This is a genomic window from Bacillus sp. NEAU-Y102 (assembly GCF_054788175.1).
The window spans coordinates 45,524-62,201 of sequence record NZ_JBTWFK010000015.1 but is presented as its reverse complement, the minus strand read 5'-3'; the positions used below and the strand labels follow the sequence as shown (position 1 = coordinate 62,201).

The following is a 16,678-nucleotide window of genomic DNA, read 5'->3' as shown; positions in this document are numbered from 1 at the left end:
CCCTTTCTATATTTTACCATAAAATAACAAAACCGATTCCCACATTGAGAATCGGTTTTATCTTTATAATCCTAACTTCGCCTTCGCACCATCAGGAATTTTATCTACTTCTATTTCTACTTTATCATGTAAAAACTTCCCTCTTGTAATGACATGCCAGTACGAGCCTTTTTGTAATTTATCTACGCCATCAATTGTTACTTCTTTCTCTTCTCCCTTCTCATCATAAGCTTTAACTGTATATTCAAAACCTTTATTTCCACCTAACTTCTTCGCTCCAACCAAATTTTGAGCTGGGATCCCTACTACCCGTTTATGCTGGATAAATTTATTAAACTTCATAGTGTTTTCAAAACAAAAAGTCTTCCATACAACGAGCATATTCTGGAAGACACAACAGCAGCGACGCCTAATTGATGATATAGAAATTCCAAAGTCAACAAAACAATAGCATGAAGAAGAGCTAGAAAAATATCGAGAAGGTTGACGGGGCATACACCGTGTCAAATTGAATTATTATCAAAGCTTTCAACAGTGATTTATAATCCTTATTTTGCTATACTTTAACAATTACTAAACTTCGCATTTTTTCAAAAAATAAAGTATAATGAACTAATATAAAAAGGTTGTTAACAAAATCGTTAACAACCTTTTTTGTTTTTTCCGAAAAACTTTTCAATTTAAGGGAGCGATCACATGTATTGGAGAAAAAATGATAAACCTGTAGAAGAACCAGAAGCAATTGCTGTATGGGAATGCCAAGAAGAAAACTGCCGTGGGTGGATGCGTAAAAACTTTTCGTTAGAAGAAGAGCCGCAATGTCCTTTATGTAAAGGAGATATGGAAAGCAGCGAACGCTTATTACAAAAGTTATAATAAATTTTCCTCTTCACCTTTTATAAACTCAAACATAGAGGATCCTCTTTCTCCTTATTTGCAATGTGAATCGAAAGAAAATAAACTATACAAAAAGCTTTGCGTATCCTCGCAAAGCTTTTTCAATATCTCAAACTCATTCCAACCATAGTTCCTATCCAAATGATTACTGTTCACCTATATGCTCAATAACCAAATTAATATAAAAGGAAATCCAATAAAATTTACAAGTTTCACTTTTAATTCATCCATTTTTTATAGGCTAATACAAATTTTATACTTTAATCTTACGACGAATAAATCCAAATACAGATCCTAATGCCACAAAACATGCACTTGGTATCATCATTGTTTCGCTACTTCTTTTTTCTCTATATCATTCTTTTGTTGTGATTGAATCGTTGCTTTCTTTTTCCCTAATACTTCTTTTTGTTGATCCTGAATCACGGCTTCTGCTCGTTCTAATGATTTTTTTTTGCTCCTGCATTGCTGCTTTCTTCTTCTCTAACGCCTCTTTTTGCCAAGCATGAAATTCTGCTTCCTTTTTTTCTAATGCTTGTGCTGATACCTCTCCCTTTGACGTTGTTCCAGTAGATGCGCTAGCTAACGATGAATATCCTATTGATAAAAGTGCCATCGCACAAATTGGTAAAATTTTCTTTCTCATTTCATTTTCTCCCTGTATACTTTTTTAAATACCAGCTTGGGGGTATTTATAGACTAAACAAGCTATATAAATATAAGATGCAGATACGATATATTTCACTTAAAAATTCAATTAGTGTAATTAATTACACTAATCTCTATGTATAGATGTATTTCCTTAAAAATAGTAGAGGGATTCCTTGATTTCTCCTTAATAATATTCAAAAGTCCCAAACTATAATAAGTTTGAGACCCTTGAATTCTATATTCTATTTTTTCTTTGGGAGGACAATCCCCTTATATAATTGAATAGTGATCATATAGTAAACAACGTAAATAATTAAAAATATACAAATCGGAAGTCCAATATTCACATATGGATTCACAAAAAATTTAACAAATGTAAATACATTCATTCCTACCAAAACGTGTATAAGACCCAATATAGCTGGAAATAGAAATACAATGCCTAATTCTTTATACATAGATTTTATAAGTAATTCTTTACGTACCCCAATTTTCCGAAGCATCTCATAACGCCCTATATCTTTCGTAGCTCCAGAAAGGATCTTAAACATTAAACAACTTGCCATCATAGCTAAAAAAGCAAGGCCTAAAAAGAATCCCATAAAGGAAGTTCCTTTTGAAAAGGCAAGCATAGATTCATAATCACTATAGTTTGTTGGTAAATATACATCTTCCTTAGGCTTATTAATAGCAGCGGCTATTTTTTCGATTTGACGATTATCCATCTCTTTTAACTCTGTTTTATACCTTAAAATATTATCTACTTTAGCAATAAAAAATGTATGCTCATTCCCTTGAATTGCTTCATAACGTTTTTCATCGACGATATAGACAGGTTTACGATCATATACAGAAATATTCGATCTAAAATCACTATCCATACTCTTATCCCAATTCAGTGGTAACGTAGAAATAGATGGATCAACTTCCTCCCCCTTAAACATCCTATAGCTCGAAGATGGAAGTTGTTCAGTAATATGTGTTGTCTCTTTCTTTCCAAACAACAGTGGAGGGTTCTCCAATAATTCTTCTTTTAAATAGTAAACAGCCTCATTATTAACTTTATATTTATATTGTTTTTTATCTACAATTTTCATTTTTTCCATAGCTTTATAATCCTCTGCTTCTGGATCATGAATTGTAATATCATAACCTGACATTCTTTCTGCTGTAAGGATTACGTTTTTCTGTAAAGACATGCCACCAGCCATTGCCCCCACACCCAGTCCAATTAGCATCGTTACCGTGCCTAATATTTTCGCCAAACTACTTACACGAAACTGCAATTGTGCAAATGTAAATGCATTTAATTTCTTCTCATTTAAATAGCGCGTTTTCTTTAACCTGTTAACAATCATAGGTAAGAACGAAATAAATATAAGATATGTCCCGATTGTAATCATGAATAGTGGAAGCATAATGGCTCCAGCGCCCTTTATTCCTACGAAGAGTATGAAATAATACCCTACACCTAGTCCTAGCAAACTACATAAAAGTAACAATATTGTGGCTGGTCCTTTCATTCGTATGCGCTCCGTTTGCTCCTCTGTACGAATTAAATCTAGTTCTGTTTTAAGTGCTATACGAATCACATTCACAACGGATGTAAGTAGAAATAACACACTAAAGAATATAAATGTTATTTTGAATGCAGGACCATAAAATGCTTGATAACCTTCCGCTGAAATTTCCAATTGTTTCGTTAGAAATTTGCTAACGAAATTAGAAAGAATGGCTCCGAATACACTACCTAGCACTAGTGAAATCATTCCCATAATGAACGTCTCAAAAAATAAAAGTTGACTAATTTTACTCTTTTTCGCCCCTAATACAAGGTACATACCAAGCTCTTTCTGCCGGAGTGAAAGTAGAAAAGAGTTTGCATAAAAAATATAAAAGAATGTAATAAACGCTACCAAAACAGAGCCTATTTGAAATACAAATACAATTGAACCAATAATACTGTTATTCATTGTAAACTCTTTATTTAACGCAAGCGTTTGAAACATATAAAAAATAGAAATTGAGATTACAAGACCTATTAGTAAAACGATGTAATCCTTTATCATTTTTTTCATACTGGAAATAGAAAGTTTTAATAACACACTTTACACCCACGATTCTCTACAGCGTGGTATACTACATTCACCTTTTTACTATCCCCTCTTTGTACAACGTTCTCTTCAAATATTAAAGCTTTCATATTGCCTCCTGTCATGTGGCTAGTGCTACGATCATGCTATTTTCATAGCCACTAACTATCATTTTATCTTTTCCCGACAAACAGCAATATTGATTCCTCTTACATTATCCTTACATTTTTGTAATGTATACTACCTGAAAATCATTATATTAATATTATTAGTTTCACAATCCGATTCATATACCTTTACTTTGTTCTCACGAAGATGACATCAATATTCTCACACTTAAATAATATATTTATAAATATAAATTCGAAGGATATTTTATAGGTTTTCTAGTCTATTTAAAAAGTTATATAAATCATTAACATTAGAAATGGACAAAAAAAGCCCCTCTGTAATACTTAATAACTTTGCACTTATCATCAGTTTACCTCTTCATTATAATTGTCCGAGATAAAGATAAGATAACAACGATATAAAGATATACCCACATGTTATTAAATTTAGTACCGTTTTACCTTTCCTTATCCCTCTCACTCTTTACTTTACATTAATTCTCTTCGTTTCTAATCCACCTCTGATGGACTCTATATAAAACTATTATTTAGGTTGTATTAAAATAACATATTCTAAATCATATAAATTCGCCTTTGGTTTTGCATAAATAGTATAAGTAAGACCATATTGATCTTGTTCTTGTTCTAGTACCTCTGCTACTTCAAGACCTGGTGGTATTTTCTGACTCAATTCAGAGGTAATAATGCTATCACCTATTTTTATTTCTTTCACTTTATCTGATGGGATATTATCAATTCGAAGGGCCTGTTTTTTCTTATCATACCCTGTAACAAATCCTAAAATGGATGAATTATTTTGAAGGGTGATTGCTAAACGATTCGTTCGTTCATCACTCGTAATTAATTTCACAACAGATGTATATTGATCTACACTATCTACCTTTCCAATAAAACCGTTCACTGTAATAACAGCCATACCAACCTTTACACCATGTTGTGCCCCTCTCTCAAGAGAGATTTTTCCATACCAATCTTCTGCTTCACGCCTTACTACTGTAGCTTGAATTAGATTGTATTTTCCTTGTTCCTTTAATTCTTTCGTTTTATTGATAAGTTTAGTAAGATTTTCTTTCTCCTTACTTAACATTTGCACTTTACCCTTTAATGATTCTTGATGTTCAATTTTCCCTTTCAATGCTTGATTCTCTTTATATACTTTATAAATGTCTTCTATATTATGAACAATATTTTGGACATGCTTATTATTTGTACATACATACACCGCCAATAAAGCCAAAAGAATAATTGAAAGAAATAATAATATTTTCTTCTTAGAAACCTGCATAATTATCCTGCTACTCCTTACTATTTTTTATCTACATACTATAGAATACTAGTCATCGTACACAGAAGAAATGCAGTTTAAATAAAGTTATGATAAACTTTATCTTCTTTATAAAAAATTTAGAAATCACCACAAACCCCAAAACATTCAAATTTTTCTCGTTACTTTTTCTATCAAATCCGACTTATCATTTCTATAAATCAGCATGTTTTATTGTTACTTTTTCTTTTGCTTTAGCGGGTATTTCTTCATCTTGTACTTTTTCCTATTTCATACTTTCAATCCATTTAGATTTCACTTTTAAATATCTGGCGATAAGTTTTCTAATTTCCTTCTCATCGTCCACGATAAGTATCGTTCCTTTACTCACAAAATCTCCTCCAGCATCATTTACCAAACTATGAATGTTGCTTTATTTCACTCACTACGGCATTCTTCTTATGCATATACATATAAGAAATACTACAAACTACAATAACAATGCCACCAAAATATATACCGTACTCGGTCGCAAGTGTTACTATTACTTCTATATGCTTTCCAAATATAGAACCTAGTAAGAAATAAACTAACGTCCATACAAATCCTGTTACATATGAATAAATCGCATACGTTTTAAAAGACATGTTATTCATTCCTACTAAATACGGTACGATATGCCTCACAACAGGTATAAAATAACTTATAACTAATGTATAATGACCATATTTTGCTATCATCTCTTGCGATTTTAAAAGATACTTCGTCTTTTTCTTTTTCATCAATTTATTAAGTATTTTTATGCCAAAAATTTTCCCGAGTATATACCCTAAAGAAAGGCCGGATACAACGCCTAAATACGTTAGTAAAAAGGCGGGAATCAAATCCAATATACCCATCGATGATACTAATCCACCGCTCATTACAATCATTTCATCTGGAATCGGCATACCGATAATACCTAACCATAAACAGAAAAATAAAGCCCAATAACCATACTGCTCAATGTATGACATTAATTCATTTAGCTCCATTATGCATATGCTCTCCTTAGCTCTTTTTTACAGCTAAAGACGTAAGCTGGCGGGAAATTGAACCACACTTTTTCTAGTGTAATTTCAGGGAAGAAATGCTGTATAAATCCTTTTTTCACAAGTGAATATTGAAATGTAATAAATTCTCCATTCTCATGTATCGTTTCCATTACGCTGTTTAAAATGCGCTTTGAAACCTCTTCTGGTAAAGAAGTGAAAGGCAATCCTGATAAGATGTAATCAATACATTCTATATTCAATTGTTCCCTATACTTCTTTATATTTTCCGCTGAGCCATGTATAACAATCACATTCTGCTCATCTTTAAATTTTCTCTTTAACTCTTTGAAAAATACTTCATTAATTTCAATAAGAAGAAATAATGTCTCCTTCTTCTTTCTCTTCATAATTTCTTTCGTAAAAGCTCCTGTACCCGGCCCTAGCTCTACAATGCATTTCGCTCTATTAAAATCAATTACATCTACCATCTTCTTTGCTAATATTTTTGAACTTGGCGCAATTGCACCAGTATATTTCGGATGTTTAATAAATTCATGTAAGAATGTTATGAGTTGCATGTAACCTTCTCCCCATTCGTTCAATAGTTTTTAACTTGTTTCTAAGTATAACTATCGTTTCTTAATAAAAATTGAGGAAGTTTCTTAAGATTTTATGAAGAATAAAAAAACAGCTATCCCTATTACGATAGCTGTCCCTTTATTACTTCGCACTCACGATTTTATAATAAGAACGAACTGTGATGAAGTAATATCCAATATAAATAACACTATATACTCCAATACTAATTAAAAGCGGAATCATAATTTCAAATGGCAGTATGTTCCCTAAACCTTTTAATGCAAACAAGCTGTGCAGAATTCCGATTACTAGTGGAATTGCAAAGATAAAGCTCACTTGTTTTGCAATAGCTTTTTTCATTTCTTGTTTCGTTACCCCGACTTTATGAAGGACAATGTAACGATCACGGTCAGCACTTGCTTCTGTAAGCTGCTTAAAGTAAATGATTGAGCCTGTCGCTAATAGGAAGACTAAACCTAAGAATAGTCCGATGAACATCATTAGTCCAGTTGCTTCCAGTCCCATATGGAAACCAGTATAGAAGTCTCTAAATGGTGGTGCCATTTCTGATACACCAGTTGGCATCACTTTTGCTAATTTTTCCGTTAACACTTTACTGTTTCTTTCATCTTTTACATCAATATTTTTTACAATACGTGTTCCAAATGCTTGTTTCGCTTGTTCATACATTTCATCTGAAACGACAACAACTAGTTCACCTAAGTTTGTAATTGCATTATTATTTGCACCTTGGATTTTCAACGTCTTCGTTTCATTTTCAATTTGGAATACCGCTTTATTTCCTTTATATTCGGGGCTAAACTCATACCCTTCCATATAAGAACTATCATATATAAATGCTTCGCCAGTAGCTACATTCACTGTTTCCGCATCAATTTTTTTAGCAAGCTTGTTAAATTCAGATTGAGACATAAATTGATATTTCTCTGAAATCGTGTAATTCATATTAAGAATGAAATCAACTTTATCTCCTTCAAACTTCCCTTTTACAGGAACTGTCTCAATTTCAACTTGATCTTTGATCGGATGACCTTTCTTCTCTTCTGCAAAAATCGCATTTACTTTCTTATCAAGCTCTGCATCTTTTTTCTCGTAAGAATAACTGTATGGCATAGCTGCTTTTGATTGTGTAAATGTGTTGTAATACATCGTAACTGACGTACCAACCGCTGTTAATGTTACCGCACTTAAAATAGAAATCGTCGCAAGTGACTTTGCATTTCCTTTAATACGATATAGTAACTGTGACGTCGTTACCATATTCATACCGTTATAAAACGATGATTTATTATTTCTTGCACGTTTCAATACGAATACTGTAAAGAACATAAATAGTAAATACGTACCTAATACTGTCGCAAGTAATATATAAAGTGCGACTGCCATAAAGTTTGCATACATAACTGCTTTCATAAACATTAACGCTAAGAAATAACCTGAGCCGATTAAGAAAACTGAAATTAACGCCATAATGACAGATCCTTTTGGCAGTGCTTCTCCTTCACGTTCTGCGCGGAAAAGTTCAATTAACTTAAAGCGATAAATTAAACGATATCCTTGGAGTGATGTATATAAAATAATCACAAAGAAAATAATTGCTGTATCAATAATTGCTGCCATTGGTACTTCAAAATGAACGTTTAAATTTAATCCCATCATATTTACTAATAACTCAAGGAATAATTTTGAAAGGACACTACCGATTGCAATCCCGATTACTAATGACATTAATCCCATTAACATATTTTCATAAAAGAGCATTTTACCAATTTGTCTTTTACGGATACCTAATAACGAATATAAGCCAACTTCTTTTTTACGTTTACGTGTAAAGAATCCGTTCGAATATATAATAAACACTGCTACGAAAATGATAAGCATCACACTGGAAACTTGAAATGCACCACTAATCTTTTTAGAAGCTTCTGCTGCTTTTTCCATTTGTGAATTATATTGCAGTGCTTTAAATGTAAAATAAATAACAATACTAAAAATCATAGATGCGAAATATACAAAGTAGTCTTTAAAGTTCCGCTGTATGTTGCGGAGGGCAATGCTAGATAAGGTCATCAGCCATACCTCCAGAAATAGAAGACATTACGTCAACGACTTTTTGGAAGAACTGTTTACGCGTTGATTCACCGCGGTGCAATTCTTTATATAGTTCACCATCTTTAATGAAAATAACTCGTTTACAATAACTTGCTGCAAATGCATCATGCGTTACCATTAAAATTGTTGAGTTATCATATTCATTTAATGACTTCATACTTTCAAGTAAATCTGTTGCAGATTTAGAATCAAGCGCTCCAGTTGGCTCGTCTCCGAAAATCATACTTGGATTCGTAACAATTGCACGTGATGCTGCGCAGCGCTGCTTCTGTCCACCCGACACTTGATATGGGAACTGACTTAAAATATGATCAATACCGAATTTCTTTGAGATTTCAAGAACGCGGCGATCAATCTCACTCGCTTTCACCTTTGATAACGCAAGTGGTAAAGCGATATTCTCTTTCACTGTTAACGTATCTAATAAATTATAATCTTGGAAAATGAAACCTAAATGATCGCGGCGGAATAACGCTAACTTATCATCATTCATCTTCACAATATCTTTTCCATCAATTAAAATTTCACCGTTCGTCGCATTATCAATTGTAGAAAGAACATTTAGTAAAGTCGTCTTACCAGAACCAGAAGGTCCCATAATTCCAACGAATTCACCTTCTTTTACTTGTAAGTTAATACCTTTTAACGCTGCAAATTTATTACCACCCGTGTCATACACTTTTTCGATATTTTTTGCTTCTAACACTGTTTTCATCTCGACATCCCTCATTTCTTCTATTCTCTATTTTCAACTATATACACTCTCTACTCTTGCCACTATCGATGTTTCTTACACAAACATGACAGTTATGTAAGGCACATAAGTAAAGACATCAAAAAGTTAACATAATGAATTAAAGTACTTTGCTACTATAACATTGGGATATCATACCATCCATTCATTCTCCTTACAGGAACATTACAATTTTGTAAGGTAAAAAATGCACCTACAAAGTTGTGCACGAAATGTCGGATGGGGTTATTTCGTTCCTGTTATTCTATGTACAGAGGAGGTCATAATATGGATTCACTTAAAAATATGAATAATGCAATGCACTATATTGAAGGTAACCTTACGAATGAAATTGATTTTAAAGAAGTTGCGAGGCTAGCTCTCTGTTCTGAGTATCACTTTAAAAGAATGTTTTCGTTTTTAGCAGGCATATCACTATCTGATTATATTCGCTGTAGACGTCTTACTCTCGCTGCCTTTGAACTAAAAAACAGCAATGTAAAAGTCATTGATGTCGCTATAAAATATGGCTACAACTCACCAGATTCATTCGCTCGTGCATTTCAAAACTTGCACGGTATAACACCTTCAGAGGCCCGAAATAGTAGCCATTCTTTGAAGGCTTATTCACCAATGACCTTCCAGTTATCCATTCAAGGAGGAAATGAAATGAATTATCGAATTGAAGAAAAAGAGCCATTTCGAATTATAGGTATTACAAAACGAGTATCAATCGTTTTCAATGGTGTAAATGAAGAAATCGCTTCTATGTGGAAAAGTTTAAACCCAGACTCCATTCAAACATTAAAGTCCCTTTCAAACATTGAACCTACTGGAATTATTAGTGCCTCTACTAATTTTTCTGAAGGGAGAATGGAGGAAAAAGGAGAACTTGATCACTATATTGGAGTAGCCACAACGAAAGATTGTCCAGAGCAATTCGCGCAACTTGAAGTCGCAGCTTCAACATGGGCTATATTTGAAGCTGTCGGTCCATTTCCTGATGCATTACAAAATGTGTGGGGACGTATTTATTCTGAATGGTTCCCTTCTTCGAACTATGAACTAGCGGAAGGACCAGAGATATTGTGGAATGAAAGTAAAGACGTATCCTCTCCGAATTTCAGAAGTGAAATATGGGTACCTGTTTTAAAAAAGTAATATAAGAATCTAACCTTTCCAAAATAAAGAAGCTACTCTTCCTTTTTAAAGGAAAAGCAGCTCCTTTATTTTATACTTCTTCTCGACTCGTTCTTATACAAGAAAATAGTAATAATCGTAAGCACTATAATAACTGCAAAAGTAAATACTCTGTAGTTCGAGATAGTAGCAGTACCAATTAACAAGGCAGGTATAACCGCCACAATTAAGCCGCCAAACATACCAACAAACGATCCTATACTTTGTTTTACTACTTGAGTTTCTGATATCCAATCATAATAACCAAATCGATTATTAATGAAAATCCCCCATACTGCTGAAAATAATGAATATATTATCGGTGTTATGACGATGAAAAGAGAACTCCAAACATCTAGCTTTAACCCGATTATTAGTAATACAGCACTAATAAGTGATGCAGGTATACTCAATGAAAGATTCATAAGAATTTTACTATCATAAATCACCTTTGGCGCTATAGGCAATGATTTAATAATCCATACATTTTTTCCTTCTAAAGACAATGACACACATGTTGTACATGTCATCGAAATCGCTGCTGCAATAGCAAATGGGGCAATCTTTTGCAACAGGGGCTCAATTCCAGGATACGCTATTAATTGGCTTGGTCCTACTACAACTATAGCTAGCGAGAAAGCTAGCGCCATCACGACTCCCATTCCACTATTTATAACATACACTGTAGAAGAGAAGAAACGTGTCAGCTCTTTTTTATACAATGCGACCAATACACTCTCTTTTTTCATGCTATTAATCTCATAATTTGAAAGCATATGATAAGTGGTGATCCCTGTGTTTATTTGCTTATATTTTAACGAAAGTATTTTTACAAAAAGATAATACCAAATCACTGATATCCCCACAAATAAGATGAAAGCTACCATATCAGCATTAACAATTGCTTTTTGAAACATGTTAGCTAATGGATACACTTTAGTTAATTGCTCCGAAACAATTGCACCAATTCCGTTCATATCATTAAGGCTATATTGAGCATTTCCGTTTTTTAGCATAAAGGAACCGAATGTAATAATTACTATAAAACTTAAAATCGTAGTTATTTTATTCGTATTTTTAAATTTAGAAGCGATTGCCGTAATCGAAGCTCCAAAGATTGCTGCGATTGTTGTTGGGATTAAAGATGCGATAAACATACTGATGAACCACATAAAGTAAAAAGAAACTGATGGATTTTCATGTATACAATACACAACTCCCATTGGTAGCATGATTATGATTGAAAAGATTGTATTCAGCAGGTATAAATACAAAAATCTACTTGCAATAACAGTACTTACGCGAATCGGCAATGACATTAAAAAGTCGTAATCCTTAAAAGCAAAAATTTCTCCATTTGCCTTAAATATAGTGAAAAACAACGTTAATACACTGCTAATAACTAGTGCATAGACGGGAATAATTTCACTCATTCCTAGTTTTACCAACCCATATGCCGAAGCTCCGCAATATAACATTAACATGACACCAACTAGAGCAATAGATGCTGTCAGCAAAATCTTATCCTGCTTCTTTTTCTTATCTTTTTCGTATTTAAAGGTGTTTAAACCGAGCTGCGTTATCAACCGAATTTTCAAAAGACCTAAACTATTAGTATTCATTAGCAAGCTCCTTCATAAAGAGCTCTTCCAATGAGCCTTCCTTAATTAAAGAATTTACTTCTCCTGAAAGTGCTAATTTCCCTCTATTAATCATCGCTACTTTATTACATAACTTCTCAGCTACATCTAAAACGTGCGTAGAAAAGAAAATCGCACTTCCTTTTTCACAAAGCTCTTTCATAATACCTTTCAATACTACGGCTGCCTTTGGATCAAGACCAACGAAAGGTTCATCTAAAACTAATAATTTCGGTTTATGTAAAACCGCCGATATAATCGCTACTTTTTGTTTCATACCGTGTGAATAAGAAGATATTAAGTCCCCTAAGTACGGTGTAATCTCAAAAGCATCCCCATACTTCTGTATCTGTTCTTCCCGATCCCTCGCAGGCACTTTAAACACATCCGCAACAAAGTTCAAATATTGAATTCCTGTTAATTGCTCATATAAATCTGGATTATCAGGAATATACGCCATTACTCTCTTACATGCAATCGGATCCTTTTTTACTGAATGTCCATCAATAAAAATTTCACCCTCTTCAAAATCTATAACTCCTACTAACGACTTAATTGTTGTACTTTTCCCCGCACCGTTATGTCCAATAAATCCAAAGATATCCCCTGCTTTAACAGTAATATTCAAATGATCAACTGCTTTCTTACCGTCTTTATATGTCTTGCTAAAATTTATAATTTCTAACATGTAAATCCCCCCCAAATCACCTTTTCGATTGAATTTTCAGACCTTAAAACGAAAAATTTACTCAGTGAGCTTTTCATTATTCCCACTGAGTATTAAAATCCCTTAACACATAGAAACTATAAATATAAAATTTGACTAATATAACTCACATTTGTATTTCTTTTTTATACAAAACGTAAGAATATAAATTCGTTATAATGACAGCAACTACTATAATCCCAATCATTATATAAGTTCTCCAATCAGCCGGAGCGAAAACACTTATAATCATAATAACTCCTAACGCCACAAATACTTTTCCGCTAAACCGATGTGTTTTCCGCCATACTTCTTCATTACTTAACGTCCATGGATTACGCATCCCGACAAAAAAGTTTGGCTTACACTGTGGTAAATAATTACCCATTACTAAAAATAAAACACCAACTAATAATTCAGGCACCCGATTAATGAATAAGTTATATCCTAATCCACTTGTAATAATATCTATATTTCCTACAAATAGTAGCAATAGTACCCCATTATTCATCATCATAAAGGCTTTAGAAAATTTCTCGTAATTTGCTTTCCTTGGATCAATCTTTGGTATCACATTTAGAAATATATATAATGCAATCATAATTCCGACCATAGAAACCATTCCGTAAAATTTAGACGAATAGCCATCTACCTTACCGCCGCTCCAATGTGTCGCAATTGTATCCGGCAAATGCGGCCAAGCAAACGCCCAAGCTAAACAAGTTATAACGATTAATAAGATTGCAAAAAGATGTTTTTTCATTTCCCCTCTTCCCCCTTATTCGTAAATGTAAACACCCAAGTCAACAAATCTTGAAAGACCGTTGTGTTTAAAGAGTACACAACGAATTGCCCTTTCTTTTCATCTTGAATAAGTTCAGCATTTTTAAGTGCGTTTAAGTGGTGTGAAATACTTGGTTTTGTCATATTGAAATGTTCAGCAATCTCACCAGCGGTTAGATCGCCTTCTTTTAATAAATCTAAAATTTTTCGCCTTGTTGGATCTGCTAATGCTTTGAATGCTTGATTCAATGTCTTTCTTCCCCTCATTAATTAGACATTTAGATATTTATCTAAATGTTAAAATGATTTTAGTTAATTGTCAATTATCTATACGCCCCTTTTTATTTTGTACCCTACGCCAATTACTCTATATTGAATAAAATCTAAAGATTACGCAGGTTAAAAAGGAAAGCAGCTCTTCTGTTTCTTTTCTTAATAATACTTTTTCTGGAACTTCTACAACTGTCTCATCACTTAGTTGTTGTTTTTCAAATAAGCGCAGCCTCTTCCATATGTGTTTTCTCCATTGACTAATCTGTTTGTAAACAATTCCATTCAACCAAAATAGAAACGGTCTAGATTGATCATATGTTGAAATAGATTTCCAAAGTTGAAAGTAGATTTCATTTACGATTTCATTTGTATCATGCCGATTTTTAACTATAGCAAAGACGGTTTCATAGACTCTCTGACTCGTTAAGTTAAATATAAATTCAAAAGCCTCCTCGTCACCTTTTAGTAAACGCTCTATCCAAATATGTATATCTTCATTACTTGCCAAGTAGTGCCCCCTCCTTAACGATGTTCTCACTATATATTGGACGGTAAGCAAAATAAAGTTCCAAATTTCATAAAAAATATAATACTTTTTATTCATTCATATATTTAAAAGGAAAATATATTGAATTATTCCTATAATACTTTTTACTTTTCTAACTTTTAACCTATACTGTTTACTAGCTTATCTTTCAACATAATGAAAAGACTTGAAACACATGATACACTATAGCTACAATTGTTTTTTTTGAGGAGGAATATACATATGTATAAAATTTTAATCGTTGAAGACGATCCAAATATTTCATCATTACTGCAATCTCACATTCAGAAGTACGGTTATGAGGCTGTTGTAGCGGAGAATTTCGATGATATTATGGAATCGTTTAACGCTGTGAAACCACATCTTGTTTTACTTGATGTAAACTTACCGAAATTCGATGGTTTCTACTGGTGCCGTCAAATTCGTCATGAATCTACTTGTCCAATTATTTTCATTTCAGCGCGTGCTGGTGAGATGGAACAAATTATGGCGATTGAAAGCGGTGCGGATGATTACATTACAAAGCCGTTCCACTACGACGTTGTAATGGCGAAAATCAAAGGACAATTACGCCGTATTTACGGTGATTATGCACCAAATATTTCTGAACGTATCGTTGAAGTAGAAGGGTTAAAACTATTTCCAGAACGTCCAGAAATTCATTTTGGATCTGAACAAGTTCTTTTAACGAAGAAAGAAGCTATTTTAGCAGAAATGTTATTATCAAAATTCCCTCGTACAGCGAGCCGTGAAGATTTATTAGCTGCGCTTTGGGATGATGAAAGTTTCGTTGAGGAAAATACATTGAACGTAAACATTACGCGTCTTCGTAAAAAGTTTAATGAGCTTGGTATTGAGAACTCTATTGAAACAGTACGTGGACTTGGATATCGCTTTAACGCAACTTGGAGTGAATAAGCATGAAGCTATTTTTACGTGATCATTTTGCATTTTTCCTACTGTACGTATTAAACTTCGGTATCATCTTCGTTCTTTATGATGCAGTAGATGGATTTCAAAACAATAAATTTTACTTCGTTGTTTTAAGTTTATACTTATTTATTTGTTTCCTCGCTTATCGTTACGTTCGCAATCGTAGAATGTACCATAGATTAAGTGAGCAACCAGAAAAAATGGAAGATGCGTTTATTGAAAGAGCGACTGCTCCGATGCCTCACGGTGTCAATGAACTCGTGCGTACGCAGTACCGCCTCTTCCAAAAAGAACTACAATCGTATGAAGTAAAACAACAAGAACATCAATTATTTATTAACCATTGGGTACATCAAATGAAGACACCTGTTTCTGTTATGCAGCTTATGGTGCTAGAAATGGAAGACGAGCATTTAATTCCAAAGTTTAAAAAAGAATTAGAGCGTCTAAACCAAGGGCTTGATATGGCTTTATACATGGCTAGGTTAAATAACTTCCATGAAGATTTCCATGTCGAGACGATTTCATTAAAAGATACGGTAACAAAAAATATTAACGGATTAAAAGAACTATTCATTCGTAATGGTGTCTTCCCTGTTTTAGAAGTCCATTCTGATTTAAAAGTTGCTTCTGATGCGAAATGGCTAAAATTTATCATCTATCAGTTAATGACAAATGCTGTTCGTTACTCTGGTGAACGCGGAAAGAAAGTTTTCTTATCTGCTTATCGAAACGGAAAAGATATTATTTTAGAAGTTCGTGATGAAGGTGTTGGTATTCCGCAAGAAGATATTCGAAGAGTATTTGAACCGTTTTACACTGGGAAAAACGGTCGCGCATTCGGAGAATCTACTGGTATGGGACTTTATATTGTAAGTAAAATTTGTGATTATTTAGGTCACTCTGTCAAACTAGATTCTGAAGTTGGTAAAGGAACGACGATTAAAATCATCTTCCACAACGCTGCAAATAATCAAGCAGAACATACGGAGAAGGTGACCGAAGCATGATCGTAACATATGCAAGCAAAATGTATGAGAACTCAATCTCATACATTTTTTGCAATACAACTACTTCTATATCTTCTAGCCGGAGGTATAAT

General features: G+C 33.3%; 16 protein-coding genes and 2 pseudogenes. 4 read left to right on the top strand and 14 right to left on the bottom strand.

The window, feature by feature from the left end:
* Positions 1–63 precede the first annotated feature (63 nt).
* Positions 64–273 (bottom strand): annotated as a pseudogene (locus ACYFX0_RS28015) (DUF1093 domain-containing protein); the annotation flags it as partial.
* 423 nt (positions 274–696) lie between these two features.
* Here ACYFX0_RS28015 and ACYFX0_RS28010 point away from each other — a divergent pair.
* Complete coding sequence (locus ACYFX0_RS28010; protein ID WP_000289928.1) at positions 697–876, top strand: cold-inducible protein YdjO-related protein; 180 nt, start codon at positions 697–699, stop codon at positions 874–876.
* 376 nt (positions 877–1,252) lie between these two features.
* Here the strand turns inward: ACYFX0_RS28010 and ACYFX0_RS28005 are convergent, their stop codons facing one another.
* The 8 genes and pseudogenes from ACYFX0_RS28005 to ACYFX0_RS27970 form a co-directional block, all read right to left on the bottom strand.
* On the bottom strand, positions 1,253–1,543 hold the full coding sequence (locus ACYFX0_RS28005; protein ID WP_014894874.1) for a hypothetical protein: 291 nt from the start codon (positions 1,541–1,543) through the stop codon (positions 1,253–1,255).
* 247 nt (positions 1,544–1,790) lie between these two features.
* Positions 1,791–3,653: an FtsX-like permease family protein gene (locus ACYFX0_RS28000; RefSeq protein WP_106082375.1), complete on the bottom strand. Its 1,863-nt coding sequence runs from the start codon at positions 3,651–3,653 to the stop codon at positions 1,791–1,793.
* A gap of 642 nt (positions 3,654–4,295) precedes the next feature.
* The gene (gene mreC, locus ACYFX0_RS27995; protein WP_187299012.1) at positions 4,296–5,057 is read right to left on the bottom strand and encodes a rod shape-determining protein MreC; all 762 of its coding nucleotides are present in this window, start codon (positions 5,055–5,057) and stop codon (positions 4,296–4,298) included.
* 298 nt (positions 5,058–5,355) lie between these two features.
* Positions 5,356–5,427, bottom strand: a pseudogene (locus ACYFX0_RS27990) (DNA-binding response regulator); the annotation flags it as partial.
* 28 nt (positions 5,428–5,455) lie between these two features.
* Positions 5,456–6,070 (bottom strand): DedA family protein, encoded by a 615-nt coding sequence (locus ACYFX0_RS27985; RefSeq protein WP_000422376.1) that lies wholly within the window; start codon positions 6,068–6,070, stop codon positions 5,456–5,458.
* A complete protein-coding gene (locus ACYFX0_RS27980) occupies positions 6,070–6,648 on the bottom strand; it encodes a class I SAM-dependent methyltransferase (protein ID WP_106082373.1) in 579 nt (192 codons plus the stop codon). The genes ACYFX0_RS27985 and ACYFX0_RS27980 overlap by 1 nt, the downstream gene beginning before the upstream one ends.
* A gap of 142 nt (positions 6,649–6,790) precedes the next feature.
* The gene (locus ACYFX0_RS27975; RefSeq protein WP_106082372.1) at positions 6,791–8,740 is read right to left on the bottom strand and encodes an ABC transporter permease; all 1,950 of its coding nucleotides are present in this window, start codon (positions 8,738–8,740) and stop codon (positions 6,791–6,793) included.
* Entirely contained in the window at positions 8,727–9,497 is a 771-nt protein-coding gene (locus ACYFX0_RS27970; RefSeq protein ID WP_000859656.1) for an ABC transporter ATP-binding protein, read from the bottom strand. The genes ACYFX0_RS27975 and ACYFX0_RS27970 overlap by 14 nt, the downstream gene beginning before the upstream one ends.
* Before the next feature lie 306 nt (positions 9,498–9,803).
* Between ACYFX0_RS27970 and ACYFX0_RS27965 the strand changes: the two genes are divergently transcribed.
* Complete coding sequence (locus ACYFX0_RS27965) at positions 9,804–10,676, top strand: AraC family transcriptional regulator (protein ID WP_000377725.1); 873 nt, start codon at positions 9,804–9,806, stop codon at positions 10,674–10,676.
* Positions 10,677–10,741: 65 nt separating this feature from the next.
* Here the strand turns inward: ACYFX0_RS27965 and ACYFX0_RS27960 are convergent, their stop codons facing one another.
* From ACYFX0_RS27960 to ACYFX0_RS27940, 5 genes are all read right to left on the bottom strand, one after another.
* The gene (locus ACYFX0_RS27960; protein WP_106082370.1) at positions 10,742–12,316 is read right to left on the bottom strand and encodes a permease; all 1,575 of its coding nucleotides are present in this window, start codon (positions 12,314–12,316) and stop codon (positions 10,742–10,744) included.
* Positions 12,306–13,022, bottom strand: coding sequence for an ABC transporter ATP-binding protein (locus tag ACYFX0_RS27955; protein WP_000889755.1), 717 nt, complete (start codon positions 13,020–13,022; stop codon positions 12,306–12,308). Before ACYFX0_RS27955 ends, ACYFX0_RS27960 begins: the two co-directional genes overlap by 11 nt.
* Before the next feature lie 145 nt (positions 13,023–13,167).
* Positions 13,168–13,803, bottom strand: a complete 636-nt coding sequence (locus ACYFX0_RS27950; RefSeq protein WP_106082369.1) for an SdpI family protein — start codon at positions 13,801–13,803, stop codon at positions 13,168–13,170.
* Positions 13,800–14,072 (bottom strand): autorepressor SdpR family transcription factor, encoded by a 273-nt coding sequence (locus ACYFX0_RS27945; protein WP_001070526.1) that lies wholly within the window; start codon positions 14,070–14,072, stop codon positions 13,800–13,802. Before ACYFX0_RS27945 ends, ACYFX0_RS27950 begins: the two co-directional genes overlap by 4 nt.
* A 118-nt stretch (positions 14,073–14,190) precedes the next feature.
* Positions 14,191–14,604 (bottom strand): sigma factor, encoded by a 414-nt coding sequence (locus ACYFX0_RS27940; protein WP_000157858.1) that lies wholly within the window; start codon positions 14,602–14,604, stop codon positions 14,191–14,193.
* 261 nt (positions 14,605–14,865) lie between these two features.
* Here ACYFX0_RS27940 and ACYFX0_RS27935 point away from each other — a divergent pair, with 261 nt between their 5' ends.
* Together ACYFX0_RS27935 and ACYFX0_RS27930 are read left to right on the top strand one after the other, a co-directional pair.
* Positions 14,866–15,561, top strand: a complete 696-nt coding sequence (locus tag ACYFX0_RS27935; RefSeq protein WP_000276738.1) for a response regulator transcription factor — start codon at positions 14,866–14,868, stop codon at positions 15,559–15,561.
* A gap of 2 nt (positions 15,562–15,563) precedes the next feature.
* The gene (locus ACYFX0_RS27930) at positions 15,564–16,586 is read left to right on the top strand and encodes a sensor histidine kinase (RefSeq protein WP_000765341.1); all 1,023 of its coding nucleotides are present in this window, start codon (positions 15,564–15,566) and stop codon (positions 16,584–16,586) included.
* The last annotated feature ends 92 nt before the right edge of the window (positions 16,587–16,678 follow it).